Annotated in this window: 21 protein-coding genes and 2 pseudogenes; 10 read left to right on the top strand and 13 right to left on the bottom strand. The window is 72.9% G+C overall.

The genetic code is table 11. The features are described from left to right. Window position 1: 1 nt before the first annotated feature. Window positions 2–3,397 carry a bifunctional proline dehydrogenase/L-glutamate gamma-semialdehyde dehydrogenase gene (locus tag ACFY36_RS13240; protein WP_499746183.1) on the bottom strand — a complete coding sequence of 1,132 codons (3,396 nt, stop codon included), beginning with the start codon at window positions 3,395–3,397 and terminating at the stop codon, window positions 2–4. Between the two features lie 91 nt (window positions 3,398–3,488). Between ACFY36_RS13240 and ACFY36_RS13245 the strand changes: the two genes are divergently transcribed. After that, complete coding sequence (locus tag ACFY36_RS13245; RefSeq protein WP_499746184.1) at window positions 3,489–4,430, top strand: LysR family transcriptional regulator; 942 nt, start codon at window positions 3,489–3,491, stop codon at window positions 4,428–4,430. Between the two features lie 31 nt (window positions 4,431–4,461). Here the strand turns inward: ACFY36_RS13245 and ACFY36_RS13250 are convergent. The 10 genes and pseudogenes from ACFY36_RS13250 to ACFY36_RS13295 form a co-directional block, all read right to left on the bottom strand. Beyond that, window positions 4,462–5,016, bottom strand: a pseudogene (locus ACFY36_RS13250) (ion channel); the annotation flags it as partial. Beyond that, window positions 5,013–5,462, bottom strand: a complete 450-nt coding sequence (locus tag ACFY36_RS13255; protein ID WP_499746185.1) for an RDD family protein — start codon at window positions 5,460–5,462, stop codon at window positions 5,013–5,015. The gene ACFY36_RS13255 and the pseudogene ACFY36_RS13250, both read right to left, overlap by 4 nt. Beyond that, window positions 5,459–5,983 (bottom strand): hypothetical protein, encoded by a 525-nt coding sequence (locus ACFY36_RS13260; RefSeq protein WP_499746186.1) that lies wholly within the window; start codon window positions 5,981–5,983, stop codon window positions 5,459–5,461. The genes ACFY36_RS13255 and ACFY36_RS13260 overlap by 4 nt, the downstream gene beginning before the upstream one ends. 92 nt (window positions 5,984–6,075) lie before the next feature. Next, a complete protein-coding gene (locus tag ACFY36_RS13265; protein WP_499746187.1) occupies window positions 6,076–6,822 on the bottom strand; it encodes a class I SAM-dependent methyltransferase in 747 nt (248 codons plus the stop codon). Beyond that, on the bottom strand, window positions 6,819–8,090 hold the full coding sequence (locus ACFY36_RS13270; RefSeq protein WP_499746188.1) for a hypothetical protein: 1,272 nt from the start codon (window positions 8,088–8,090) through the stop codon (window positions 6,819–6,821). The genes ACFY36_RS13265 and ACFY36_RS13270 overlap by 4 nt, the downstream gene beginning before the upstream one ends. Before the next feature lie 59 nt (window positions 8,091–8,149). Beyond that, on the bottom strand, window positions 8,150–8,494 hold the full coding sequence (locus tag ACFY36_RS13275; RefSeq protein ID WP_499746189.1) for a hypothetical protein: 345 nt from the start codon (window positions 8,492–8,494) through the stop codon (window positions 8,150–8,152). A gap of 54 nt (window positions 8,495–8,548) precedes the next feature. After that, window positions 8,549–9,490, bottom strand: coding sequence for a phosphoglycerate dehydrogenase (locus ACFY36_RS13280; RefSeq protein ID WP_499746190.1), 942 nt, complete (start codon window positions 9,488–9,490; stop codon window positions 8,549–8,551). A 62-nt stretch (window positions 9,491–9,552) separates the two neighbouring features. Continuing rightward, window positions 9,553–10,464 carry an HAD family hydrolase gene (locus ACFY36_RS13285; protein ID WP_499746191.1) on the bottom strand — a complete coding sequence of 304 codons (912 nt, stop codon included), beginning with the start codon at window positions 10,462–10,464 and terminating at the stop codon, window positions 9,553–9,555. After that, window positions 10,461–11,999 carry an arylsulfatase gene (locus ACFY36_RS13290; RefSeq protein WP_499746192.1) on the bottom strand — a complete coding sequence of 513 codons (1,539 nt, stop codon included), beginning with the start codon at window positions 11,997–11,999 and terminating at the stop codon, window positions 10,461–10,463. Before ACFY36_RS13290 ends, ACFY36_RS13285 begins: the two co-directional genes overlap by 4 nt. Before the next feature lies 1 nt (window position 12,000). Beyond that, the gene (locus tag ACFY36_RS13295; protein WP_499746193.1) at window positions 12,001–12,867 is read right to left on the bottom strand and encodes a formylglycine-generating enzyme family protein; all 867 of its coding nucleotides are present in this window, start codon (window positions 12,865–12,867) and stop codon (window positions 12,001–12,003) included. Window positions 12,868–13,310: 443 nt separating this feature from the next. Here ACFY36_RS13295 and ACFY36_RS13300 point away from each other — a divergent pair. Both ACFY36_RS13300 and ACFY36_RS13305 read left to right on the top strand, forming a co-directional pair. Next, window positions 13,311–13,694 (top strand): annotated as a pseudogene (locus ACFY36_RS13300) (transposase); the annotation flags it as partial. A gap of 59 nt (window positions 13,695–13,753) precedes the next feature. Further along, window positions 13,754–14,224 carry a zinc ribbon domain-containing protein gene (locus ACFY36_RS13305; RefSeq protein WP_499746194.1) on the top strand — a complete coding sequence of 157 codons (471 nt, stop codon included), beginning with the start codon at window positions 13,754–13,756 and terminating at the stop codon, window positions 14,222–14,224. Here ACFY36_RS13305 and ACFY36_RS13310 read toward each other — a convergent pair. Further along, a complete protein-coding gene (locus tag ACFY36_RS13310; RefSeq protein WP_499746195.1) occupies window positions 14,221–16,770 on the bottom strand; it encodes a winged helix-turn-helix domain-containing protein in 2,550 nt (849 codons plus the stop codon). The genes ACFY36_RS13305 and ACFY36_RS13310 overlap by 4 nt on opposite strands. Before the next feature lie 308 nt (window positions 16,771–17,078). On the opposite strand from ACFY36_RS13310, the gene ACFY36_RS13315 reads away from it, so the two are divergent. From ACFY36_RS13315 to ACFY36_RS13345, 7 genes are all read left to right on the top strand, one after another. Further along, window positions 17,079–19,217, top strand: a complete 2,139-nt coding sequence (locus ACFY36_RS13315; protein ID WP_499746196.1) for a winged helix-turn-helix domain-containing protein — start codon at window positions 17,079–17,081, stop codon at window positions 19,215–19,217. 60 nt (window positions 19,218–19,277) lie between these two features. Beyond that, the gene (locus ACFY36_RS13320) at window positions 19,278–19,697 is read left to right on the top strand and encodes a DUF7144 family membrane protein (RefSeq protein WP_499746197.1); all 420 of its coding nucleotides are present in this window, start codon (window positions 19,278–19,280) and stop codon (window positions 19,695–19,697) included. Between the two features lie 57 nt (window positions 19,698–19,754). Further along, the gene (locus tag ACFY36_RS13325) at window positions 19,755–19,937 is read left to right on the top strand and encodes a hypothetical protein (protein ID WP_499746198.1); all 183 of its coding nucleotides are present in this window, start codon (window positions 19,755–19,757) and stop codon (window positions 19,935–19,937) included. Window positions 19,938–19,939: 2 nt separating this feature from the next. Next, window positions 19,940–20,800, top strand: a complete 861-nt coding sequence (locus tag ACFY36_RS13330; RefSeq protein WP_499746199.1) for a YhjD/YihY/BrkB family envelope integrity protein — start codon at window positions 19,940–19,942, stop codon at window positions 20,798–20,800. Between the two features lie 72 nt (window positions 20,801–20,872). Further along, the gene (locus ACFY36_RS13335; protein ID WP_499746200.1) at window positions 20,873–21,499 is read left to right on the top strand and encodes a GmrSD restriction endonuclease domain-containing protein; all 627 of its coding nucleotides are present in this window, start codon (window positions 20,873–20,875) and stop codon (window positions 21,497–21,499) included. Window positions 21,500–21,509: 10 nt separating this feature from the next. Further along, window positions 21,510–22,364: a hypothetical protein gene (locus ACFY36_RS13340; RefSeq protein ID WP_499746201.1), complete on the top strand. Its 855-nt coding sequence runs from the start codon at window positions 21,510–21,512 to the stop codon at window positions 22,362–22,364. Then, entirely contained in the window at window positions 22,361–26,761 is a 4,401-nt protein-coding gene (locus tag ACFY36_RS13345) for a caspase family protein (RefSeq protein ID WP_499746202.1), read from the top strand. Before ACFY36_RS13340 ends, ACFY36_RS13345 begins: the two co-directional genes overlap by 4 nt. Here the strand turns inward: ACFY36_RS13345 and ACFY36_RS13350 are convergent. Continuing rightward, window positions 26,735–26,959, bottom strand: a complete 225-nt coding sequence (locus ACFY36_RS13350) for a hypothetical protein (RefSeq protein WP_499746203.1) — start codon at window positions 26,957–26,959, stop codon at window positions 26,735–26,737. The genes ACFY36_RS13345 and ACFY36_RS13350 overlap by 27 nt on opposite strands. Window positions 26,960–26,962: the final 3 nt, after the last annotated feature.

Consider the following 26,962-nt stretch of genomic DNA (forward strand, 5'->3'; position numbering starts at 1 on the left):
CCTACAGGGCCGTGGTGGCCAGGCGGTCCGGGTTGCCGAAGCGGTGGGCGGTGATGCTGACGGCCTGCTCGTGCAGGAACGGGAGCATCTCGACACGGCCGGCCTCGGTGACCGGACCGTGCCACACGGCCAGGTCGGGGCGGCCACCGGTGGCCGCCGTGACCTGGGCCAGGGAGCCGCCGATCAGGCGTACGCGGGAGACGCCGTCCAGGCTCCGGGCCCACGTGGCGTCGTCCTCGACGGTGACCTCGACCGGGAGACGGACCGGCAGTTCCACCGCCGACGAGACGCGGAGCGGGGCTCCGGCCCGCAGGCCCGCCGCCACGACCCGCAGCAGTTCCTCGACCGGGGCGCCGGACGCGAGACGGACCGAGACGGGCACGGGCAGGTAGCGCAGCACGTTGCGCTCGGCCCACAGGCCCGACACGTCGGCCAGCCGGCCGAACTCGGCGGCCCAGGCCGCGGCGTCGCTGCGGGCCGACCGGGTCAGGAACTCGCTGTCCACCGCGGCCAGCAGCTCACGAACCGCGGGGTGGTCGACCGTCGCGTCCGACAGCGACGGGGCCGGCTGCCAGCCGGACAGGCCGACCAGGTAGTTCGGGCCGCCCGCCTTGGTGCCGGCGCCGACCGCGGAGCGCTTCCAGCCGCCGAACGGCTGGCGGCGGACGATGGCGCCGGTGATGCCGCGGTTGACGTACAGGTTGCCCGCCTGGACGCGGTCGAGCCACGTGCCCAGGTCGGCCGGGTCGAGCGTGTGCAGGCCCGACGTGAGGCCGTAGTCGACCTCGTTGACCAGGTCGATCGCCTCGTCCAGGGTGGCCGCGGTCATGATGCCGAGGATCGGGCCGAAGTACTCGGTGCGGTGGTACGCCGAGCCGCGCCGGACGCCGTCGCGGATGCCGGGGCTCCACAGACGGCCGCTGTCGTCGAGCTTGCGAGGCTCCAGCAGCCAGCTCTCGCCGGCGCCGAGCTTGGTCAGGCCGTCCAGCAGCTTGCCGGCGGCGGGCTCGATGACCGGGCCGACCTGGCTCTCCGGGTCGGACGGCCAGCCGACCGTCAGCGACTCCACCGCGTCGATCAGCTGGTGGCGGAAGCGCTGCGAGCGGGCCACCGAGCCGACCAGCACGACCAGGGAGGCGGCCGAGCACTTCTGGCCGGCGTGGCCGAAGGCCGAGGCGACGACGTCCTTCACGGCCAGGTCGAGGTCGGCGCTGGGGGTCACGATGATGGCGTTCTTGCCGCTCGTCTCGGCCAGCAGGGGCAGGTCGGGGCGGAAGGAGCGGAAGAGCTGGGCCGTCTCGTACGCCCCGGTCAGCACCACCCGGTCGACCAGCGCGTGGCCGATGAGCTGGCGGCCCAGCGCCTGCTCCTCGACCTGGACCAGGGTGAGCAGGCCGGCGTCGGGCAGGACCGGCTTGATGATCTCGGCGAGCAGGGCTCCGCACCGCTCGGCCTGCCCGGCCGGCTTCAGCGCCACGGCCGAGCCGGCGGCCAGGGCGGCCAGCACCGATCCGGCCGGGATGGCCACCGGGAAGTTCCACGGCGGCGTGACCAGCGTCAGCTTCTCGGGCACGTGGGTGGCGCCGTCGACGTCGTCGAGGGCGGCCGCGAGCTCGCCGTAGTAGTGAGCGAAGTCGATCGCCTCGGAGACCTCGGGGTCGGCCTGGTCGGCCGTCTTGCCGGTCTCGGACGCCATCACCTCGATGAGGTCGGCCCGGCGTGCTTCGAGGGCCTCGCCGACGCGGTGCAGGATCTCGCCGCGGGCCGTGCCGGACAACGAGCCCCAGTCGGCGGCGGCCGCGACGGCGGCGTTCAGGCGGGAGTCGAGCTGCGACTCGGAGCGTACGCGGGCCGCGTCGATCGTGGCCACGCCGAGCGAAGAGCCGGGCACGCGGGCCAGGACCGAGCGGACCAGGTCGCGGTTGGCCGCGACGGACGGGTCGGTGTCGGGCGTGTTCTCGAAGTGGCCGGGCTTGGACGGCGCCACGGCGGCGAACCGGTCGGCCACGCGGTGCGGCGGCGGCACGGTGTCGTCCAGGGCCGCGAGGGACGCCAGGAAGCGGTCGCGCTCGCGGGTGAACAGGGCCTCGTTCTTGTCCAGCTCGAACACCGCCGACATGAAGTTGTCGCTGCTGGCGCCCTCTTCGAGGCGGCGGATCAGGTACGCGATGGCGACGTCGAACTGCTCCGGGCGTACGACCGGGGTGTAAAGCAGCAACCCGCCGACCTCGCGCCGGACCACCTCGGCCTGGCCCTCGGCCATGCCGAGAAGCATTTCGAATTCGATTCCCGGCCGTACGCCTCGACGACCGGCCAGGAGCCACGCGTAGGCGACGTCGAACAGGTTGTGGCCGGCGACACCCAGACGCACGTTGCCGACCCGGTCGGGGTGCAGGGCGTAGTCGAGGACCCGCTTGTAGTTGGTGTCGCTGTCCTGCTTGGTGTTCCACGTGGCCAGCGGCCATCCGTGCACGTTCGCCTCGACCTGCTCCATCGGCAGGTTGGCCCCCTTGACCAGGCGGACCTTGATGCCGGCGCCGCCGTTGGCGCGGCGGCCGGCGGCCCACTCCTGGAGGCGGATCATCGCGGACAGGGCGTCCGGGAGGTACGCCTGCAGGACGATGCCCGCCTCGAGGTCGCGCAGCTCCGGCTTCTCGAGCAGGCGGGTGAAGACCGCGATCGTGAGATCGAGGTCCTTGTACTCCTCCATGTCGAGGTTCACGAACTTCTTGGACGGCGCGGTGGCGGCCAGCCGGAACAGCGGGGTCAGCTGCTCGACGATGTGGCCGACGGCCTCGTCGAACGCCCACGGGTTGTGCGGGGCGACGGTGGCCGACACCTTAATCGACACGTAGTCGACGTCGGCCCGGCCGAGCAGCCGCTCGGTCTCGCGCAGCCGGCGGGTGGCCTCGCCGCGGCCCAGGACGGCCTCGCCCAGGAGGTTCACGTTCAGGCGTACGTCCCGGCGCTTGATCCTGGAAATGGCCTTGCCGAGCTTGGCGTCGGTGGCGTCGACGATCAGGTGGCCGACCATCCGGCGCAGCACGCGGCGGGCGATCGGCACGACCACGCCCGGCATGACCGGGGCGAGGGTGCCGCCCAGGCGCACCGCGGCGCGCAGCGGGGCCGGCAGGAAGCGCGGCACGTCCGGCGCGAGGGCGTGCAGGGCGCGGGCGCTGACCTTCAGGTCCTCGGGGCGGACGACGCCGTCGACGAACCCGACGGCGAAGGCGAGGCCCTTGGGGTCCTTCAGGACACCGGCGAGTTGCGCGGCGGAACCGCCCACCGGGATCGTCGCGGCCTCGTGCAGCCAGCGGCGGACCAGGGCGACCGCCTCGCCGGCGAGTTCGTTGTCCGCGGCCGGGGTGAAGGCCTGGGAGTGGGCGACGTCAGTCATGCCGAAAGTGTCCTTCCGAGTTCCGTTCAGGAAAAGCGACGGTTCATGACGAGTACTCTTCAGTTCTTCTTACGCTTCTCAGGGGGTGCCCGTGCTCGAGATCCGGCGTCTCGTGCTGCTGCGCGAGCTGGCCGTCCGCGGCACCATCGCGGCCGTGGCCGAGGCACTCAACTTCTCCCCGTCGGCGGTGTCGCAGCAGCTCAGCCAGCTGGAGAAGGAGGCCGGCACGCCGCTGCTGCGCAAGGCCGGCCGCCGCGTCCAGCTGACCCCGCAGGCCGAGGTCCTCGTCGAGTCGGTGGGAGAGGTGCTCGACACCCTGGAACGGGCCGAGGCCCGCCTCCAGGCGGCCGGGACGCGCGTGAGCGGGCGCGTGCGTGTCGCCGTGTTCCAGTCGGCGGCGCTCGCGCTGATGCCGGCCACCCTGCTCGCCATGGCCACCCGCTTTCCCGACGTCCGGGTCGAGATGGTGCAGCGCGAACCGGAGGAGGCGCTGCGCGAGACCTGGGCCCGCGACTTCGACATGGTGATCGCAGAGCAATACCCGGCTCACGCCGCGCCACACCATCCCGGCCTCGACCGGCGCCCGCTGACCACCGACCCGATCCGGCTGGCCCTGCCCGCTCTTGATCTTTCTTTGCGGCCGGTGGCTTCACTGGACGAGGCCCGGCAGATGCCGTGGGTGATGGAGCCGCGCGGCGCCGCCTCCCGGCATTTCGCCGAGCAGCTCTGCCGGAGCACGGGCTTCGAGCCGGACGTACGCTACGAGACCGCCGACCTGCAGGCCCACATCCGCCTCGTCGAGTCGGGCAACGCGGTCGCTTTGATCCCCGACCTCGTCTGGGCCGGCCGGCAGACCTCGTGCCGCCTGCTCGACCTGCCCCTGCTGCCCCGGCGGACCATCTTCACCGCTCAGCGGGTGGCCGGGGCGGCGTCGCCGGCGGCGCGGGCGTTCCGGACGACTCTGGAGGAGACGGCGAGCTCCGGTGCCACAGTCGCGGACGCCACGCCTCCACCACCTTCGCCACGGCCGTGACCAGGAAGAGCTGCCCGACCAGAGCCTCCAGCACGGCCAGGGTCTGCCCCGGGTTGCCGGCCGGCACGACATTGCCGTAACCGGTGGTGGTCAGCGTGACGAAGCTGAAGAACAGCGTGTCGGCCAGGGTCCCATCGCCCGCGGGCCGCCCGAAGAACGGGCCCGGCTGGAGCGTCGCGATGCAGCGATAGGCGAAACCGAAGGCCATTCCGAGCATGAGGTACGCCGAGAGCGCCCCCAGCATCAACTCCCGGTCCGCGTCCGGGCGGCGGGCCACGTCGCGCACGATCGCGATGGGCGCGATCAGGTAGAGCGCGCTGCCGGTGACGAAGGTGGCCGCGAGCAGGATCCGCTCGGCGTCGGCGATGACGTTCCAGGCGGCGGTGACCAGCGCCCCGATCACCACCACGTCGGCCAGGGCCCGCACGCCGCGGCGGATGGCCGAGACCCGCAGCGCGTACCAGACCGTGCCCGCCTGCACGAGCAGCACGACCGAGATCGACCAGTAGCCGTCGAGCGAGGTGGCGAGCACGTAGGTGGTGGCGATCAGCACGATCACCGGGAGGTAGGAGCGCTTGGCCGTCATCCCGGGCTCAGGCGCAGCACCGCGGTCCGGGCGATCTTGTCGTGGATCGCCTGGTGCCGGCGGTCCACGAGCATCCACGCGGCACCGATCGGGAAATAGCCGAGCACCAGGCCCCGGACGAGCGCGGCGAACCAGCCGATCGGCCGGCCGCCCGCGGTGACCACCCGCAGGCCCAGCAGGGCCATGCCCGGCGTACGCCCGGCGAGCAGCCAGAAGACCGCGCAGTAGACGGCGAAGACGGCCGGCAGGACCAGCGCGAACGCCCCGGCCACCAGGCTCTGCATCTCGCGGACGAGGATGCCGGCGACCTCGCCGACCATGGCCAGCACGGCCACGGTGGCCGCGCCGAAGCCGGTGACCAGCAGCGCGTCGATGAAATAGGCGATCAGGCGGCTGACCGGCCCGGCGTAGACCTTCACCGGCTGGGCCAGGCCGGTGCCGCTCACCGCGGTTCGGCCGGGGGCACCGGGACCGGGTCGCCGCCGCGCCGCAGCACGCGGGTGGTGACCCGGTCGACCGCGGTGTCCCCGGCCGCGGCGCCGTTGCGGATGCGGCCGACGAGCTCGTCGACCATGGTGTCGCGCTGACCGCGGACCAGCGGCTGGATGCGTTCCGGCTCCTCGGCCAGCAGGGCGAGCACATCGTCGAGGATGGTGCGCACGAGCGGCCGCAGCACCCGCTCGAGCTGAGCGTCGACCACACGATCGGCCAGCTCGGAGGTCGCCACGGCCATGACGGCCGCGTCGAAGGTCGTCTTGGCCCGCGCGGCCCGCCCGAGCAGACCAGCGGCGGCCTGTTCCCGTTCGGTGGCCCCGCGCCCGGCGAGCCCGTCCAAGCCCTTGTTCAATCGGCCGGCGGCCCCGGTCCCCGCCTCACGCACATCGACGAAGATCCGAACCGTCGCGTCCTGCGCCTGGAAGACCGCACCGAGCGCCGCATCACGCCACCTGCCGAGACCGTCTGCCATCGCGCCCACCTCATCCGTAGCGGCCCGTCGGCTCATGGTGCCGCCCCGCTCGCACACGGTGCCTCATCTCGTGGGGATGAGACCCGCTTCCCTCAGGCGGGCTCGCAGACGCAGAGCTGGAGGGAGGCGCCCGGTGCGAAGGGGCCGCCCGACCAGTCGCCGAAGCGGTCGGCAAGCCGGAAGCCGCCCAGCGAGAGGAGCAGCGGCAGCTCCTGCGGGAAGATGCTCCTGATCTCCAGTGGCACGACGACGAAGTCGGGCTCGGCCGCGGTCGACAGGTGCCATGTCCCCCGGGTGACCTGGGCGGGCGCGTCGTAGATCTCGGTGACCTCGACGGTGACCGCGCCGCGATCGGGGTCCGTGAACGACAGCGCCTTCCGGCGCCGCCGCACGCCGTCGGCCTCGGCCAGGAGGCGCACGTTCGGGTTGAAGACGTCGAAGACGAACCGTCCTCCCGGCGCCAGATGCCGTCGCACCGACCGGAAGCAGCTCACCAGGTCCGCGGTCTCGTGCAGATGCAGCAGCGAGTTGGCCGCGATGAACACGAAGTCGAACGTGCGGCCCAGGTCGAAGTCCCGCATGTCGCCCTGTCGCCAGTCGGCCGCCACCCCGCGCTCGGCCGCCTTGCCGCGGGCCTCGGCCAGCATGTCGGCCGAGAAGTCCAGGCCGGTGCACGGTTGCCCGCCCGCCGCGATGGGGATCAGCTTGCTCCCGGTGCCGCACCCGAGTTCCAGGACGCTCCCACCCTGCTTGCTCGCGGCGGCCCGGTAGAAGTCGACGGCGGCGCCGCCGCCCGGGAACATGAGGTCGTACAGCTTGGCGTGGGCGTACAGGGTCATCGGGCTCTCGCTAACTCGTCGTGGCGGAAACGGTAGACGGCGCCGGACTGGCGCAGGACGCCGCGCTCGCGGGCGCTCTCGAGGAAGCGGACGGCCCGCCACGGCAGGCGGCCGGTCACGGCCAGGTACGGCCTCGTGATCAGGCACCACTCACCCCAGGCGGTGGAGGTGAGGACGTACGCCAGGCAGGCCGGAACCGCGACGCCGGCGGCGATGAGCCCGACGGCCGATCCGCCGAACGCTGCGAAGATCCCGCCGACGCCGGCGGCCCAGCCCGTGGTGAACCCGCCGATGAGAGCCAGGAGCCCGGACGCCGCCAGGATCGGCCCCACCGCGGCCCGCCCCTGGTCGCTGAAGTGCACGAACAACTGCTGGAACAACAGCAGGGTGAGGAAGGCGGCCGCACCGTGCACGGCGCCGAAGACGGCCACGCGCAGGGCCCGCGGCACCCGCTCGCGCAGCTGCCACCAGGCCACGTCCCCGGTGCGGCGCCGGTCGCAGTGGCCGGACAGGAAGGCGAACCACCGCCGGGCCGCCGGCGGCTCCGGATAGACGGCCGGGATCAGCTGCCCGAGCAGGTACGCGCGGATGCCGGCCGCGCCGCTGAGCACCGGGCCTCCGGCCACCGCCGCCGCATACTCCCGGGGCCGCGAGGTCAGCACGACCGGCACCGCGGTGGCGACGTTCAACTGCTCGATCGCCGGGCGGCGCCGGCCTTCCGCGATGTCGTCGAATCCGTCGAGGAGGGGCCGGATCTTCCCGGCCCCGACGAGTTGGGCGGCGACGCCCGGCGCCAGCTGCGGATGGTCCTCGGCCAGCCGCCCGGACGGGATCCGGCCGTACAGCCGGGCGATCTCGGGCATCTTCCCGTTCAGCTTCAGCGGTCCCGGGCCGGAGCCCAGCGGCGCGAGCCGGACGTTGGCCCAGCTGTCGAACAGGCCGGCGTGGGCCGGCCGGACCCGGACCGTGAGAACCGGAGGCGTGTGCACCCGCCGCTGCTCCTCGGCCTGCACGTAACGATCGCGCAGGGCCCGGGCCAGCCAGTCGCAGGCCTCATCGAGATCGCCGCCGGGCGCCACCGCCGGCGGGCGGGCCGAGGGGCGCACGGCGAGCCCGACGGTCACGAAGGCGAGAACGATGGTGACCGCCCAGACGGCCGGGACCCACCACACCTCGTCGACGTCCACAGTGTTGGTGGCGAGGTTGCCGGCCAGCGCCAGCAGAACCGGGACCAGGGCGGTGGCGACCGGCCGACGCCACCCGCGCATGCCGATCCCCCCGAGGCCTGGACGACACGAATCCGGGCCACCCTATCGCGGGGGCGGCGTCAGAACTCGCCCACTCCGGGGTGCGCGCCGGCCCGGTCGACGTCGCTGTCCTCGGCGTCGACGCCGGTCCAGAAGGGAGCGCGGCGCACCACATGCCCGGGCCCGCCGGGGCCCTCGACGAGTTTCATGGTCGCGGCGGCCATCGTGAGACCGCCCAGGATCAGGGCGAGCGACCCGGCCACCGCGCGCTGCGCGACGGTGCCCTCGCCCAGCCCGGCGACGGTGACCGCGCCCGAGAAGACCAGCAGGGCCCCGGCCAGGAAGGCCGCCCCCACGAGATAGCTTGCGATCACGACGGCCGCGAACGCTGCCCGCGACATGGCCGCCGAACCCTGGCGTTCCATCCGCCGATGGTAGGCCCGCCCCCTCCCCCGGACAAGGAATCGACGCGAAGCCGTCTATCTCCGCACGACGTTCCGCAGCGTCCGGCCCGCGAGGAACGCCGACAGGTTCTCGGAGACCAGCCCGGCCGCGCCCACCGGCCGCCCGCCGGCCGCGTGCGGCGTGATGATGACGTTCGGCTCGTCCCACAGCGGCGACGAGACCGGCAGCGGCTCGGTCTCGAAGACGTCCATCGCCGCGCCGCCGAGCCGCCCCGACCGCAGCGCCTCGAGCAGCGCCCGCTCGTCCACTGTCGTGCCCCGGCCCACGCTGATCACCCAGGCCCGCGGTGGCAGCAGCGCCAGCACCGGGGCGTTCAGCGCGTGCGCGGTGGACGGCGTCGCCGGCAGGATCGAGATGAGCACGTCGGTCTGCGGCAGCAGCGACGGGAAGGCGCCGGCGGTCACGACCTCGAAGCCGTGCCGCGTGCCCGCCTCACGCGCCACCCCGGTGACCGTCGCCCCCAGCGCCGTCAGGTACGGCGCCAGCGTCGCCGCGATCCCCCCGAAGCCCCAGATCACCACCTTCGCCCCGCGCAGCGTGCGGAAGGCGTCCGGGTCGTGCACCGGCTGGTTGCCGCCCAGCTCCTGGGCCCACCGGTGGCCGACCTGCGCCCGTACGAGCAGGTTGAGACGCCGCGCCGCCGCCAGCGTGAGGCCCAGCGTGTGTTCCGCGACCGTCAGGTCGTGCAGGCCCGTCCCCGAGGTGATCACGACGTCGTCCCCGAAGCCCGCCGCCAGCACGGCGTCCGGCCCCGCGGCCAAGGTCTGCACCCAGCGCACCGACGGAAGCCGCGCCGCCATGTCGCGCAGTTGATCACCCGGGTTGCCCCACACCACGACCGCGGACGCGTCGAGGTGATCGTCGGTGAGAGGCTTGCCGGCCGCGTACACGGAGGTGGTCACGCCCGAGGGCAGGGACAGGTCCAGCTCGATGCTGTCCGGAAGTAGCAGCTTCATGGTCCAAAACTAACCTCGGGTGCGCGGGGATCGCCCTCCCCGCGCACCCTCGGTTTCCCCCCTCACCGAGGGCCGAAGACCTGTGACCAGTCTCCGGCCATGCTCACGGCCACCCAGTTCTCCGCCTCCGCGGCGGCGATGGCCTCGGTCGCGCCGGCCGTGTACGCGAACTCGCGCTCCGCGTCGTCGTGGATCACCACGAGGCGCAGCGGTTCCCGGCGGCCGCCGCCCGCCGCCCGCAGCATCGGCAGGTCGCCGTTGGCGTTGCCGGCGGCCAGGATCGGGTGGCGGCCGATGCGGCTCCAGATGCGCACCGGTTTCGCCGGGCCGTCGTCGAACACGTCGAGCCGGGCCGTGTGCACGATCCGGCCGTCGCGATATTCGAGCGCCACCGAGCTGCCGATCACCCGGTCGGCCGGGATGCCGTACACCTCCGCGCTCACCGTGCGCAGGAAGTCGCGTCCTCCCCCGGTGGCGATGTAGCAGCTGAAACCGTTGGCCACCAGATAGTCGAGCAGCTCCCGCATCGGCAGGTACGCCGTGTCGACGTATGGCCGGTTGAGGGTCGGATGTTCGCCTTTCACGAGAAAGTCCCGGGCGAGTTCGGCGAATTCGTCGACCGTCGTTCCCTCGTACGCCTGCAGGAGCCCCGCCGCCATCTCGCGCAGATCGGCGTCGTCGCCCTGGTAGTGCTTGGTGATCGCCCCGCCCAGCCATTCGTGGTCGGACTCCGAGACCGCCTTGAACGGCTGGCGGCTGCGCAGCGCCGGATAGCGGTCGGCCAGCTCACCGATGCGGCGCAGCAGGAAGTCGGCCTGCACGGGCAGTGGCTTCTCGCACCACAGCGTGCCGTCGTTGTCGAAGACCGCGACGCGGTCCTCCGGTGGCATCCCGGCCACCGCGACCGCGACGAACTCGAGGATCCGCTGACGCGAGGGGGTCTCCCGCCAGGACGGGAGGACGGACGTGGTCACCGTCCACCCCAGGCGGCTTCCCGCATCGCTTCCATGGCCTGGTCGATGGTGAACGACTGGGGGCGTTGCTGGGGCGGGAACTCCTTGAAGGTCTCCAGGAACCGGGTGACGACGCCCTGCGCCGCCATGACCAGGAAGGCGTGGTCGATGAACCAGTCGTAGTAGGTGTTCGACGTGGTGTCGGCCCGCTCGAAGGGGTCGGTGCGCAGGTTGAACAGCTTGGGGATGCGCAGCGGGATGAGCGGTTCGCTCCAGACCTGCATGGTGCCGGCCGCCCGCTGCTCGGCGAAGACGACCTTGAAGTTGTCGAAGCGCAGCGCCACCAGGTGGCCGTCGTCGTCGAAGTAGATGAAGCCGGGCCGGGGGCTCTTCGGCGCCTCGCCGGTCAGGTACGGCAACAGGTTGAACCCGTCGATGTGCACGCGGTAGGGCGTTCCGCCGACCGTACGGCCGATCCTCAGGTCGTCGGCGACGTCCGGATCACCGGCGATCGCGAGCAGCGTCGGCAGCCAGTCGTGGTGGCCGACGATCTCGTTGGAGACCACCCCGGCCGGCACCTTCCCCGGCCAGCGGACCGCCAGCGGCACCCGGAAGGCGCCTTCCCAGTTGGTGTTCTTCTCGCTGCGGAACGGCGTCATCGCCCCGTCCGGCCAGGTGTTCATGTGCGGGCCGTTGTCGGTGCTGTACATGACGAACGTGTTCTCGGCGATGCCGAGCTCGTCGAGCAGGGCCAGCAGCTCACCGACGTGCCGATCGTGGTCGATCATCGTGTCGTGGTACGGCGACTGCCAGCGGCCGGCCTGCCCGGCGCTCTCCGGCTTGGTGTGCGTCCGCAGGTGCATGTGCGTGGTGTTCACCCAGGCGAAGAACGGCTTCCCGGCGGCGTGCTGCTCGGTGATCCAGCCCTTGGCGGCCGCGATGAACTCGTCGTCGACGGTCTCCATCCGCTTCTTGGTCAGCGGGCCGGTGTCCTCCACGCGCTGCTTGCCGACCCGGCCCCAGTGCGGATGCACGGTGTCGTCGTCGGTGTCGGTCGCCCACGAATGCAGCACGCCGCGCGGCCCGAACCGCTGCCGGAACTCGGGGAAGTCGGCCGGGTCCGGATAGTCCGGCAGCTCGGGCTCCTCCTCGGCGTTGAGGTGATAGAGGTTCCCGAAGAACTCGTCGAAGCCGTGTACGGTCGGCAGGAACTCGTTGCGGTCGCCGAGGTGGTTCTTGCCGAACTGGCCGGTGGCGTAACCGCGGCCCTTCAGCAGGGTGGCGATGGTCGGGTTCTCGTCGCGCAGGCCCATCGTGGCGCCCGGGATGCCGACCTTCGTCATGCCGGTGCGGAAACCGCTCTGCCCGGTGATGAACGAGGCCCGGCCGGCGGTGCAGGACTGTTCGCCGTACGCGTCGGTGAAGCGCATGCCCTCGGCGGCGATCCGGTCGATGTTCGGTGTGCGATATCCCATCAGGCCGTCGCTGTAGCAGCTCAGGTTGGTGATACCGATGTCGTCACCGAAGATCACCAGGATGTTGGGCCTCTCGGTCATGTCAGAGCTCCGTTCTCCGCACGCAGCGAAAACCTAGATGCGAGGTGGCGGTGTCGATGGGCTGCGCCATGCGCGCGGCCGGCCGGTACCGGCGGCAGTAGTTGGGGGCGCACAGGTGGGAGCCGCCCTTCATGACCCTGCGCGCGCTGTCCGGTTTGTCCACCGAGCAGCAGGGACTCCGATGGTCGGCGTACGGATCGGCGGTCCACTCCCAGACGTTGCCGATCATGTCGTGGAGCCCGTAGCCGTTGGCCGGGTAACGCCCGACCGGCGACGTGCGCTCGTACCCGTCGGCCTTCGTGTTGCGGACCGGGAACTCGCCCTGCCAGGTGTTGGCCCAGTGCCGCCCGCCCGGGTTCAGCTCGTCACCCCACGCGAACTCGGCGCGGTCGAGGCCACCGCGGGCCGCGAACTCCCACTCGGCCTCGGTGGGCAGTTCCTTTCCGGCCCATCGGGTGTACGCGGTGACGTCCTCCCACGCGACGTGCACCACCGGGTGGTCGGGCAACTTCTTGATCGAGCTGCCCGGCCCGGTCGGGTGCCGCCAGTCGGCGCCCGGCACATAGGCCCACCACTGGTACGGATCCCGCAGGTCCACCGGATGCGACGGTGATACGAACACCACCGACGAGGGCTCCAGCCGGTCCGGCCGGGCGCCCGGATAGTCGGCCGGGTCGACCGTCCGCTCGGCCACCGTCACGTGACCGGTACGGCGTACGAAGGTCGCGAACTCCCGGTTGGTCACCGGATAGCGGTCGATCCAGAAGCCGCCGACGCTCACCTGCCGCGCCGGCGCCTCCTCCGGGTAGTGGTCGTCCGAGCCCATCCAGAACTTGCCCGCCGGAATCCACTCCATGTCGCTGAGCATTTCCTCCTCACCCGGCGGCGGTCGTCACCCTCACCGGATGAGCTAGTGCGGTCCATGAACGTTGACCGGGTTCGACGGTCGTGACATCCCTGCTCCATGCCTAGACGTCGCGGCGCTAGCCCCGATCCGGTAGTGCACCGCACCGCCCGGATCGGGCTACGCCTGACCCGACAGTGTGGGTGCCCCGTCGGTGTTGCGCCGCTACTCCGATGCGTGGTTTTCCGCGGCCGCCTGCCGCAAGGGTGGAGCTGTTGAGGTGCGGTATCCGCGTCGCCGGCGCTCGTTGATGCCGATCCGCTGGTACCACGGCACCTTCACCGTCGAGGGCCGCCGATTGCGGCTGCCGGTCGCACGGGGCTGCCCGCCGTTGCTGCTACGACTGGATCGGCTGGTGCCGTACCCGGCCGAGACCGTACGGTCGGTTCACCGACGGCCGACTGTGCATCGACGTCACCGCCGAACTCCCGGTCGCCACGTATCCGGCCGGGCAGCAACCTGATCCCGGCCGGGCCGCGGGCGTGGATTGCGGGATCATCCACCCGTTCGCGGTCGCCACCCGCGACGGGCACGCCCTGCTGGTCTCCGGCCGGGCCATCCGCGCCGAACACCGGCTGCACCTGGCCGACACCGAAGCCCGCCGCCGTGCCACCGCCACCCGGGCTCCCAGCAAAGGCCAGCGGGGGTCGCGGCGCTGGCGGAAGACCCGCCGCCGGGCCCGGCTGATCGAAGGCCGGCACCGCCGCCGTGTGCGGCAGGCCTTGCACGAGGCCGCCAAAACCGTCATCGGGTGGGCCGTCGAGCACCAGGTCGGCACGCTGACCGTCGGGGATCCGCGTGGCGTGCTCGATCTGGCGGCGGGGCGGCGGCACAACCTGCGGCTCCGGCAGTGGCAGATCGGCCGCCCCTGCAAATCCTGCAAGACAAAGCCGCCCTGGCCGGGGTCAGGGTGTATCTGGTCGACGAACGCGGCACCTCCTCGACCTGCCCCCACTGCCGGAAGAAGATCAGCAAACCGCGCGGCAGGACCATGGTCTGCCGGCATTGTCAGTTCGCCGGGCATCGCGATCTTGCCGCGGCGTTCACCATCGCCGCCCGCACTCCGGGCGGCGCCACCACCTGCACCCCAGCAATGGCGCAGGTAGTCATGCACCGTCGAGCCGGACGACACCTGCCCGGTGTCCTCACGGCCCGGCGTGACCCCCGCCGCCACCGACCCCGGGCGGCGGCCGGCGGGTCAGTTGGCCGGCGGAGGCCCGCCCCACCTGCACTGGCGGGGAGTCGCTCGTCCACCCCTGTGGGCGAGGATCCACAACACCACCGGAACCCCTCCGGCGAACGTTCGTGGACACCGCACTAGAGCAGACCCAGGTCCCGGGCCCGGCGGACCGCCTCGTTGCGGCGGGTCGCGGCCAGCTTGCGCAGCACGCCGCGCACGTGGGTCTTCACCGTGTTGACCGAGACGTACATGGTCCGGGCGATCTCCTCGGTGCTGAACAGCTGCGCGAGATAGCCGAGGACCTCGGTCTCCTTCGCGGTCAGCGGCTCGACCATGACCGGCGCCGCCGGCGCCGCCTGGGACGGCGGGGCGGCGGTCATCGGCACGGTGGCCGGGCGCGGGGTCACACCGAGCCAGTCGTGCCGTACGGCGAGATCGCGGTCCTCGCGCAGGAATCGCCGCACCGGGGCCGCCGTCTCGAGCAGCGGCCGCCGGAGCCGTTCTGCTTCGGCCAGGGCCAGGGCCCGGTGCAGGGCCCGCCGGGCCCGGTCGCGGCGCCCGTCGCTCAGCTCGGCCGCGGCCGTGACCAGCCAGCCGTCGACCCGCACGTCCAGCGGCAGCCCGGGCCGTTCGCCCAGTGACGTCACGACGCCGCGGGCGCGGGCGGTGTCACCGGCCGCCACCGCGGCCATCGCCTCGGCGACGGCGTGGTGCGCGGTCGTGCCCGCCGCCGACGGCGGCCGGCTGGGGGCGAGCAGCGCGTCGCGGGTCAGCGTGAGCATCTCGGTGAGCCACGGCGGCTGAGGGCCGGCCGGGGCCGCGGCGAGCGCCTCGACGGCCCGGGCGGTGTCGCCGCCGCCGCGGTGCACGCGGGCCCGTACCAGGACCAGCAGGCCGGCCAGCAGGGCGTCCGGGCGCTCGTCGAGCCGCGCCGCCGCCTGCTCGGCGTGCACGCGGGCCGCCGTCAGGTCGTACTCGTCGCTGTGCACCCAGGCCAGGGCCACGTCGGCCGCCGCGTCGCCGGGACCGTCGTCGGCGCCGGTGCGGTCCAGGGCCCGGCGGGCGTGCTCGTTGGCCCGGCGCAGCCGGCCGCAGAGCGCCTCGGCCAGGGCGAGCCGGCCGAGCACCTCACCGCCGTCGTTCTCGGACGGTTGCAGCACCGCGCAGGCGCCGGTCAGATCGTGCCGCCAGAGCAGGCTCTCGGCCCGGGCCAGCCGGATCAGCGAGGCCAGCGCGGGCGGCACGGCGACGCCGCCGGCCAGCGCGTCGTCGAGCAGCCGCCAGGCGAGCTCGGCCGCCGCGGCCAGATCGCCGGGCCGGCCGTGCCCCCGGGCGCGGGCCACCTCGACCGCGGCCAGGCTCAGCGGCAGCGAGATGTCGTGCCCGCCGGCCATCTCGCCGGCCCGCAGCAGATGCTTCGCGCACGCCTCCGGGTCGTCGAGATAGTGGGCGACGGCCGCGGCGACGACGGCGGCCTCGGGCCGGTCGAGGTCGGGCGGCATCGAGGTGAAGGCGGCGGCGCCCCGGCCGTCCAGCAGATCGGTGATGCCGAGGCTGCGCACCACCGAGGTGGCCGCCAGCACCCATTCCTCGGCGCGCAGGGCGTGCGGCAGGGCCTCGGCGTAGCGGCCGAACCCGGCGTACCAGCGGGCGGCCCGGCGGTGCAGGCCGGTCACGCGGTCGACCGGCCCCTCGCTCAGGGCGGCCAGCAGCACCTCGCGGATCTGCGGATGGTGCACGTACGTCCGCTCGCCGCCGGCCGTCGCGGTCACTAAGACGCCCTGGCGGGCGAGGCGGTCGAGGACCTGGGCGGCGTCGCGGCGGACGCTGAGCTCGACGGCCAGCCCGGCCGGCAACCGCTCGGCCACGCAGGTGCGCAGCAGCAGCTCGCGGGTGGCCGCTGTCTGCTCGCCGAGCAGCTCGTCGCGGATGTAATCGGCGAGTTCGTCCTTCTTGTCGCCGGACATCGGCAGGGCACGGGCCTCCAGGCGCAGCGCGGCCGCCCAGCCGTGGGTCTGCTCGGTCAGCTCGGCCACCGCGTTCGGCCCGAGCCGGGTGCCGTGCGCGGTCAGCAGCGCGTCGGCCTCGGCCGGGGTGAAGGCCAGCTCGTCGTGGCGGACCTCGGTGATCGATCCGGCCAGCCGGTAGCGGTGCAGCGGCAGCGGCGGATCGGTGCGCCCGACCAGCACACAGCGCAGCTGCGGACCGGCGTGCTCGACCATGAAGTGCAGGCCGTCCAGGATGGAAGCACGGGTGATCGCGTGCACGTTGTCGAGGATCAGCACGACCGGCTCGCGCTGGGCCGAGAGGGCGACCACGAGCCGCACCAGGAACGACCGCTCGGCGCCCTCGCTCCACTGGCTGGGCACGTTCACACCCGCCCGTCTCAGCGCGGCCACCACATATGACCAGAACGTCTCCGGCCGGTCGTCCTCAGGCTCCAGCGTCAGCCAGGCGACCCGGCTGCCGGCGTGCCCGCTGGCCGTCCAGTCGGCCACCAGGCTGCTCTTGCCGGAGCCGGCCGGCCCGGTCACAACGGTGAGACGGCGGGCCGGGCCGCTGTCGAGGCGTTCCCGCAGGCGCTCGCGCACCACCCACCACGGTGGAAGGCCCGGCGGCTCCAGCTTGATCGTCATGATCGGTTCGCCGTCGGTCGTCGTCAGCTCGGTAGCGATCTCCCCATGCATCCAGTACCCCCATATGCGATCGCCCCGCCTTTGTTCGCACCGACGCCGCCCAGGCTTTTCGCGGCCCGCCAAGGGGACCCCGGTGTCTACGCAGAGTTTTCTACCGATCATCAACAGTCACATCACCCGACCTGGGTGATTCCGTATGTGGACGACGTGACCGGACAGTTGCCAGGTCATGAGGCAAGCGAGTGGTGAAAGTTGTGCGACGACACGTTGCGGCGACTGCACTGTGTGCGATCTGATGATTACTCGATCTCGCCGGTCCATCGACCGGCTTCACGTTGGCGGACGGGGGTCAGGCGTCGATGACACGTGGGGAGCTGGTGCCGCGCCGCAGGCTGATCAACGATCTGGCCGCGGTCCGCGACGACGTGCCCCTGATCCTGCTCGTCGCCCCGCCCGGCTACGGCAAGTCGATCGCGCTGCGCCAGTGGGCCGCCCGCGACCAGCGCTCGTTCGCCTGGGTCACCGCCGAGCGGGCCGACCGCGACCCGCACCGGCTGCTGCGCCGCATCGCGCGGGCCATCGGTGAGATCCGCCCGGTCGAGCCGGCGACGTGGCGCTCGCTGTCCGCCCCGGCGTCGGCCCTGGCCGAGGAGGCCGTGCCCAGGCTGGCCGCCGCGGCGCCGGACGTGCTGGTCATCGACGACGCCCACCTGCTGCGCGGCACGCCCGGCCAGCAGCTCGTGCTCGCCCTGGCCGAGCGGATGCCGGCCGGGTCGCATCTGGCCCTCGGCGCCCGCAGCCGCCTCGGCCTGCACGTGGGCGGGCTGCGCAGCCAGGGCCGCTGCGCCGAATTCGGCCCGGCCGACCTGCGGCTGTCGCGGGCCGAGGCGCTCAACCTGATCCGGGCCACCGGCACGGTGCTCCCGGCCGAGCAGGCGCTTCGGCTGAACCGGCGGTTCGAGGGCTGGCCCACCGGGGTCTATCTGGCCGCCCTGAGCCTGCGCGGGCGCGCCGACGCGATTCGCGCGGCCGATCAGGTGACCGGGGCCGACGCCTATCTGAGCGAGTACTTCCGGGACGTCGTGCTGGCCGCCGAGCCGGCCGACACCGTGCGGTTCCTGCTGCGCTCGGCCACCCTGGACAGTCTCTCCGGCAGCGTCTGCGACGCGGTACTGCGCCGGCACGGTTCGGGTCAGCTGCTGGCCGGGCTGGCCGTCCGCAACGTCTTCGTCGACCCGATCCACCCGGCCGCCCGCTCCTACCGCTATCACCCGGCCTTCCGCGAGATGCTGGTGGCCGAGCTGCGCCGCCGCGAGCCCGCCGCCGAGGCGGCGCTGCACCGCCGGGCGGCCACCTGGTTCGAGGGGCGTCACCAGGCCGAGCCGGCCGTGCGGCACGCGGCCGCGGCCGGCGACGCGCGGGCCACCGCCCGCCTCGTGCTGCGCCACGGCCGGCGGCTGATCGACGAGGGCCGCGCGGGCGCCGTGGCCGACGCCCTGGACGGCCTGGGCCGGGGCCGGGTCGAACAGGACGTCCGGCTCGCCGCGCGGGCCGGCTGGGTGTACGCGTTCGCCGGCCGCACCCTGCAGTCCACGGCCTGCCTGGCCGCCGCCGGCAGTCACGCCGCGCCGGACGCCCGGACGGCGGCCGCGATCGACCGGCTGCGGGCCGCGCTCGCGCCCGGCGGCGTCGACGGGATGCTCGGCAACGCCCGCCGCGCGGCCCGCGCCGACCGCCCCGGCTCCGACTGGTACGCGACCACGATGACCCTGCTCGGCGTGGCCGAGGAGCTCACCGGCAACACGGTGCTGGCCACGGCCCGGTTCGCGCGCGCCGCCCGGGCCGGCCCGGAGCATCCGGCGCCGTCCGCGCTGGCCCTGGCCGGCCTGGCCTGGCACGCCGCCGATCAACACGACTGCGCCGCCGCCGGCGCGTACGCGGAGGAGTCGGCGGCCCTGCTCGGCGCCGGTCTGCGCACGTGCGGCTGGGCCGTGCTGACCCACCTGGTCCAGGCCCGGGTGGCCCTCGATGCCGGCGACGCCACCGCGTTCCGGCTGCTGATGGGCGAGGCGGCGGAGTCGATGGAGCGGGCGCGGCCGTTCCCGTGGCTGGTCGCGTCGGCCTCGATCCGGCTCTCCCGGGTGGCCCTGGACGCCGGGGACCACCCGGCGGCGGCGAGGGCGGCGGTCCGGGCCCGGCTCGCCCTCGACCAGCTCACCACCACCGGCGTGCTGGCCGAGCGCTACCGGGCGCTGATGGCCGACGTGGGCCGCGAGAACACGCCGGACCCGGCGGCCGACACGGCCGGGCTCACCGCGGCCGAGCAGCGGGTGCTGCTGCTCCTGCCGACCCACCTCACCCTCAACCAGATCGCGGGTGAGCTGCGGCTGTCCCGCAACACGGTCAAGACCCAGGTCGCGGCCGTCTATCGCAAGCTCAGCGCCACCACCCGGGCCGCCGCGGTCGTCCAGGGGCGAGAGCTGGGCCTGCTCGACTGAAGGCTCGCTCATTCCTGACGGGTGAGGCCGATCCCGCCCCGGCGGCTCACCCTGAGGGCCATGTCCGTACAGAATGAACCGACCCGGGCCACCGCGTGGGCGGGCTGGGTCGTATTCGCCGCGGTGCTGCTCGCCATCGTCGGCATTCTGCAGGTCACGCTCGGGATCATCGCCATGGCCCGGCACGAGCTGTTCGCCATCGACGAGTCCCGGCTGCTGGTGGCCACGAGCTGGACGGCCTGGGGCTGGACCCACCTGATCATCGGCGCGATCCAGATCGTCGTCGGTCTCGGCCTGCTCGCCGGTCAGAGCTGGGGACGGATCTTCGCGGTCGTCCTGGCCTTCCTGAGCTGCCTGTCCAACCTGGCCTTCCTCGCCGCGTTCCCGGTGTACTCGCTGCTGATCATCTCGTTCAACATGATCACGATCTACGCGATCACCGCGCACGGCAAGGAGGTCCGGCGGGATTACGACGGCTGACCGCCCCATCCTCTACGGGTGAGGCATCCCAGGCGTACGGAATCGGAGGATCCGGTCATGACGAAGTCCAAGAAGAAGAGCAAGTCGGCCAAGTCGCGCCGGCCCGCCATCCTCGCCGCGACCGGCCTGGCCGCCGCGGGCGTGGCCGCCGTGGTGATCGGCCGCCGGAAGAACCGTGCCGAGTCGGAGCCGGCGCCCGAGGCCACTCCGCTCGCCCCGGTGAGCACCGACAGCCGCTGACGGTGACGACCCGGCCGGTGCTCAGCGCGCCGCGCTGGGCGGAAGCCCTGTGGTCGTGGGCGTCCACCCGCTGGCCCGGCCGGGTCGGCCTCGGCACCCTCGCGACCATCGTCCGCCTCGAGATCTTCGATCGCGCGATGACGCTGGCCGCGCAGCTCTTCACGTCCATCTTCCCGCTGCTGATCATGGCGGCCGTGCTGCTCGGCCGGACCTTCGACGAGAAGCTGGCCGAGCTCGTGAAGCTGCCCGACGAGGTCGCCCGCGTCCTGAACGAGGCCGTCTCGGGCAGCAGCGTCGGCGCGTTCGGTGTGGTCGGCGGCCTCATCGTGCTGGTCTCCACGACCAGCCTGGCCCGGGCGTTCACCCGCGCCTACGCGACCATCTGGAACCTGCCCCGGCCGCGCAGCAGCCCGAAGCACGCCTGGCGGTGGCTCCTGGCCGTCGTGGTGCTCACGCTCAGCGTGGTGGCGGTCCAACTGCTGGTCCGGGCCGCGATGGAGGCGCCGGCGCCGTATCTGACGGTGGCCCTGGTGACCCTGGCCGCCGACTTCGGCGGCGCCCTGTTCGTGCCGTGGATCCTGTCCGCGCGCCAGATCCGGGCCCGGCTGCTCGTGCCCGGCGCGGTGCTGTTCGCCGCCGCCATGCTGGTGCTCCGGCCGGCCGGCTCGGTCTACCTGCCGCACGCGCTCGACATCAGCTCGGCCCGCTTCGGCACGATCGGCGTCGCCTTCACCTACATCGGCTGGCTTTATGTGCTTTCCTTCGCCTACCTGATCACGGCCGCGGCCGGCCAGGCGATCGCCACCGACCCCGGCCGGCTGGGCCGGATGATCCGCGGCATTCATTCAGACGTAGGACATTGACGGGATCTCCCCACGTTCACCCCGGCGGCCGAGACTGATCCTCATCGATCCCTTGCCCCCCGGGAGCTGAAGATGAAACGTCGCCTCGCCCTGCTCGTCACCCTGGCCCTCGGGCTCTCCGTGGCCCTGGCCGGCCCGGCCGCGGCCACCCCGCCCAACATCCCCTCCGCCACCACGGCCCAGTCCCAGCTGAACGCCCTGACCGTGGCCGCGCAGGGCTCGACCAGCGGATATTCCCGCGATCTGTTCCCGCACTGGATCACGATCAGCGGCGCCTGCAACACCCGCGAGACGGTCCTCAAGCGCGACGGCTCCAACGTGGTCACCAGCTCGGCCTGCGCCGCCACCTCGGGCAGCTGGTACTCCCCGTACGACGGCGCCACCTGGACCGCGGCCTCCGACGTCGACATCGACCACGTCGTCCCGCTGGCCGAGGCGTGGCGCTCCGGCGCCAGCTCGTGGACCACCGCCAAGCGCCAGTCCTTCGCCAACGACCTGAGCCGCCCCCAGCTCATCGCGGTGACCGACAACGTCAACCAGTCCAAGGGTGACCAGGACCCGTCCACCTGGCAGCCGTCGCGCACCGCCTATCGCTGCACCTACGCCCGGATGTGGATCGGCGTGAAGTACTACTGGGACCTCAGCCTCCAACAAGCCGAGAAGACCGCGTTGCAGAACACCCTGGACACTTACTGCTAATTTGGGCCTCGTGGGTTCTCTGGTCGTCGGTGTCCACGGCATAGCCCAGCAACACCGCGGGGACGAACTGCTCCACTCGATGTGGTGGCCGGCGCTGGCGAGCGGACTCCGCCTGGCCGGCCACGCCGACGTCCTGTCCCCCGCCGAGTTCCGCTGCGCGTTCTTCGGCGACCTGTTCCGGCCCGAGGCGCGATATCTGTCGGCCGGCCCCGGCCCCGAGTCCGAGTCCGAGGCGTCCGAGGAGCTTCTCGCCCTGTGGTGGGCCGAGGCGGCCCGCCTCGATCCGGCGGTGGAGCCACCCGACCGGCGCGTCCTGCTCCGCACCCCGCGCAGCCTCCAGCGGGGTGTACTCGCCCTGTCCCGGTCCCGCTTCTTCGCCGGGCTGACCCCCAAGCTGTTCATCTCCGTGCTGCGGCAGGTCTCCGACTACTTCGGAGTGCCCGAGACCCGCGCCCGGGCCGTCGCGTCGCTGAGTTCCCTGATCGACGCCGAGACCCGGGTCATCGTGGCCCATTCGCTCGGATCGGTGGTGGCGTACGAGGCCCTGTGCGCCCACCCGGAGTGGAACATCCACACGCTGGTCACCATCGGCTCCCCGCTCGGCATCCCCAACGTGATCTTCGACCGCCTGCAGCCGGCGCCGGTGGCGGGCCGCGCGAGCTGGCCCGGCCCGGTCCGCTCCTGGACCAACCTGGCCGACGAGGGCGACGTCGTCGCGCTCGTCAAGGACCTCCGGCCCGGGTTCGGCCCGGACGTCACGTCGGTGATCGTGCACAACGGATCATCGGCCCACTCCGTTCAGGCGTACCTCACCTCGCGGGAGGCCGGGGAAGCGATTGGAGCCGGCCTGGGCATCAGCCGATGAGCGAGCCGGCCCGCCGCTTCCTCATCGGGCTGGCCACGACCACCCACGCCCACTTCGACGGCATCGACCGGCCCGAGCTCCGGCGCGCGCTCGGCATGACGGCCGACGTCCTCGTCCACGACTTCGGATACGAGCTCGTGCCCGGCTTCGGGATCAACGCCACACGCGAGCAGCTCAAGGACGCGTTCGACGCCTTCTTCACCTCCGCCGACCGCCGCGGCACCGACATCGTGGCGGTCTACTACACCGGGCACGCCGAGGTCACGGACGACGGCGAGTTCGTCCTGCTGCTCAACGGGACACGCCCGGACGCCGTACGGCGGACCGGTCTCAAAGCGGCCGAGCTCGCCTCCTGGATCTTCGACGACACCCCGGTCCGCCGCGTCCTGCTGATCCTCGACACCTGCGAGTCCGGCGCCGGCGCGGCCGAGGTGTCGCGCAAGGCGGCCGCCGCCGTCGACCTCACGCCGATCATCGAGGGCCACCCGGACGTCTCGATCATCTCGGCCACGCGCCCCCAGGAGTACGCCACCTCCTGCGCCTTCACCGAGGCCCTGGTGCATGCCCTGCGCGGAACGCAGGTCGCCCGCTACGGACCCCCGCACCTGTCGATCGACGCGCTCATCGAGGTGATCAACGACTCGCCCGGCACGCCGTCGTGGCAGCACGCCCGGCACTACCGGATCAGCGAGCGGGAGAGCCAGTTCTTCCCCAACCCGCGGCACGACCCGGCGCTCGACGGCCTCGACCTGCTGACCCAGCTGCTGCTGAAGGACCGGCCCGACCGCATGAAGGACATGCGGTCACACTTCCTGCTCCGGGCCCGGGGCCTGGACATCCCGGGCGACCACTGGCTGTTCACCGGCCGGCACCGGATGCTCGCGGACCTGTGCGACTGGCTCCGCGGCGAGGACGACCACGAGGCGCGCGTCGTCACCGGCGGGCCCGGATCCGGCAAGTCCGCCATCCTGGGGCGTCTGGCCGTGCTCAGCCTGCCGGAGTTCCGTGGCCGGGTGCCCGGCGTCGGGGACCTGCCGCCCGGGACCCTGCCGCCCGAAGATTCCATCGCCATGCCGATCTACGCGCGCGGCATGACCCCGGAGCGGCTCCTCGACGCCGTCTGCGCCGCGGTCCAGGTGCCGCCATCGACCGTGGGCGAGCTGGCGCGGCGGCTCACCGGGCGGCGGCCGGAGCGGGCGGTCGTGATCGACGCGATCGACGAGGCCGCGGACCCGCACGCCGTGGTCGACCAGATCCTCGTCCCGCTGGTGCGGGTGGCCGCGGCGGCCGGGCTGAAGCTGCTCCTCGGCATGCGCCCGCATCTGGTCGACCGGTTCGAGATGCGCACGTTCATCCGGCTCGACGCCGAGGAGCCGGCCTACGCCGACCCGGCCAGCATGCTCACGTACGCCCGGCGCTGCCTGGTCGAGCTGTCGCCCGACTCGCCGTACCGCGACCGGCCCGAGATCGCGGCGAAGGTGGCCCGCCGCGTCGCCGAGGCCGCGAAGAACTCGTTCCTGGTCGCGCTGATCAACAGCCGGAGCCTGGCCAACCGCGTGTCCGTCATCGACACCGAGAAGTTCGAGCTGCCCCGCGACGCGGCGATCGCCATGCGCTCCGACCTGGAACACCGGCTCGGCGGCTCGGCCCGCAAGGCGCATCGGCTGATGACTCCGCTGGCCTTCGCCCAGGGCGACGGCCTGCCCTGGGAGAACATCTGGGCGCCCCTGGCCACGGCGATGACCGGCGTCGCGGCCACCGACGACGACGTGGGCTGGGTCATGCAGGCGGCGGCCGGCTACATCGTCGAGACGAGGGTCGGCGACCGGTCGGCCTACCGCCTCTACCACGAGGCCCTGGCCGAATATCTGCGGCGCGACCACGACGAGGCATCGGCCCACCGGGCCGCCTTCCAGGTCCTGTACGACCGGGTGCCGCTCGACGTGCACGGCGGGACCGCGTGGACGGCGGCCGGCGGTTACACCCTCGACTATCTGGCCCTGCACGCCGCCCGCGGCGGCACACTGGACCCGCTCCTGGCCGACCCCGCCTATCTGCTCGCCGCCGAGCGGACGAACCTGCTGACCGCCCTCTCCGCGGTCGTCACCTCGGAGGGCCGCGCGTCGGCGGCGGCCTATCGTGAGGCGGCACACCGGCTGACCATCCTGGTCGGCGCGGAGGCGCTGTCGTACCTCGAACTGGCCGCCCACAAGCAGGGCGCGCGCGAGCTCTGCGCCGCGATCGCGCGGCTGCGGGCCGACCGGCTGTGGACGGTGGACTGGGCGCGGTGGCGGCCCCAGACACCCCACCGTGAGCTCGGCCGGGCGTCGGAGTCGATAAACGCGCTCGCCCTGGGCCTGCTCAACGCGCGCCGCGTCGTGGTCACCGCCAACTCCGACCGCGGCGTCGACGTGTGGGACTTCGCCACCGGTAACCTCGTGCTCGCCGGCACCCTGGCCGCCGACCGGCCACCGGCCAAGGCGGCCGTGCTCAGCGCGGGACCGCTGATGTATCTGGTCACCGGCGGGTCCGGGCCGGACCGGGTCGGCCAGGTGACCACCTATGTGTTCCCCACCGGCGAGGTCGTCGGCAGTTTCTCCTCCGGTGACGCCGATCCGAGCTCCGGTGTGGGCCTCCTGCACATCGAGGGGCGGCTGATGGTCCTGGCTCCCCGCAGCTCAGGGGCGCTGTGGGCCTGGGACGCGGAGACCGGGGAACCGGCCGACCGGCCCCCGATCCGGCAGTTCATCGACGACCGCTTCTGGTCGCTGGGACATCTCGACGACCGGTCCGTCGCGGTCACGAGGAGCGTCACCCACGTCGTCCGCGTCCACGACATCGAGCAGCGGACCCTGCTGGCCGAGTTCCAGGCGTTCAGCGACACTCCGGCCCGGTCCTGCGCCGTCGGGCGGGGCGGCGGGACGCTGTACTTCGTCGCCTACAGCTCCAGCGCCCTCGAGGTGTGGGACACCGAGACCGGCACGCTGTCACTGTCCATCGGCGCGTTCGGCCGCGCGCTCGCCATCGACGGCGACCCGGAGACGTACGAGGAATATCAGCCACCTCATCCCCGCGGCGACGTGATGGCGGGCCGCCTCCGGCCCTCCGACCAGATGCTCTTCCCGGGGGCCCGGCCGTCCGTGTCGGACCGGTCCGTCGCCAGCGCCACCATCGTCGAGCGGGACAAGACTCCCATCCTGGTCATCGCCTACGACGACGGGCAGATCCTGTGCCGGCCGATCGCCACCGGCGCCCGCTCGGAGCCCCCGCTGCAGGGACACCGCGGCGGGGTCCTGTTCATGCTGCCGACCGAGTTCGACGGCCGGCCCATGCTGGTGACGGCGGGCGAGGACCGGACCCTGCGGGTCTGGGACGTGCTGCCCGGCACCGTCCGCGAGGCGAGCTGGGAGGCCGACGAACTCAGCGTGCAGTGCCTGGCCGGCGCGACGTACGACGGCGCCGCGGTGGCCGTCGCGGCCACCGCGGACGCCAAGCTGCGCGTCTGGGACGGTCACGGCGCCGAGGTGGTGTCCCAGCGGGTGGCCGGCCAGGTGTGGGATCTCTGCGCCCTGTCCGTCGACGGGGCGCCGATCGTCTACGGGCCGGGCGCCGACCGCTCGCTGCGAGGCTGGCGGCTGGGCCCGGGCGCGGTCCTGGTGACCGACCTGTGGACCGGGCGGAAGGACTGGATCAGCGCGGTGGCCGCGCACCGCGGCTCCCAGATCTTCGTGGCGACCGAGGACGGCCCCGTACGCCTCATCGACGCGCGAACGGAGGCCGCCGCGACGGTGGGCCGCATCGGCGACTCCGGCAACCCGGTCGTCTCGCTGCTCGCCTCGATCGGCGACGGCGCCGCGCACCTCGGCGCGGTGCAACGCGACGGCGCCCTCAGCCTGTGGATCCACCAGCGCCGGGGCCTGCGGCCCATCGCGCGTTTCGCCGCGCACGGCCCGGCGTCCTGGATCCTGATCGACGCCGCCGAGCACCGCGCGGTGGCCACTGTGGACGGCCACCTCCTGCTGTTCGGCATCCCGGCGGGCCCCGGCCGGCGGTTCAGAGCCCGTGCCCGGGGGCTCGAGCTGCTCCGTACGGTCCCGCTCGAATCGGTGGTGACGGCCGCCTGCTACGACGACCGGCTGCGCCTGCTGTTCGTCGGCCAGGGCAGCTCGGTGAAGGTCTACGACAGATCCTTCGGCCTGGTCCAGGTGATCAGCCTGGGCGCCGGCGTCCGCAAGCTCGCGGCGCTGGGCCACGGCCGCATCGTCGCCGTCACCGACGCCGGCGCGGTCGGCCTGGCCGTGATGCGCCCACCGACATCCGGCGCCGTCATCGAAGGAGCGGTCGTGGACGGATCGGCCGGCCGGCGCCTACTACCGCCGGCCGAACTTCTTCCGTAGCTGGTCGAGATCCCGGCGGTCGTCGACCCATTCACGCACGAGCCCGCAGGTGAGGCAGATCAGGCGCGCGAACAGCACATGGCGGAACGCGTGGACCGCGACGCCACTCACGGCAGCGCCGGAGAGCCGGTCGGGCGGTATGCGGATGATGTCATCGTTGCCGCAGTTCGGGCACACCCCGAAAGAGGGCTGAGTCACCCT

It is taken from the genome of Actinoplanes sp. NPDC000266, assembly GCF_042899005.1.
Taxonomy (GTDB): Bacteria; Actinomycetota; Actinomycetes; order Mycobacteriales; family Micromonosporaceae; genus Actinoplanes.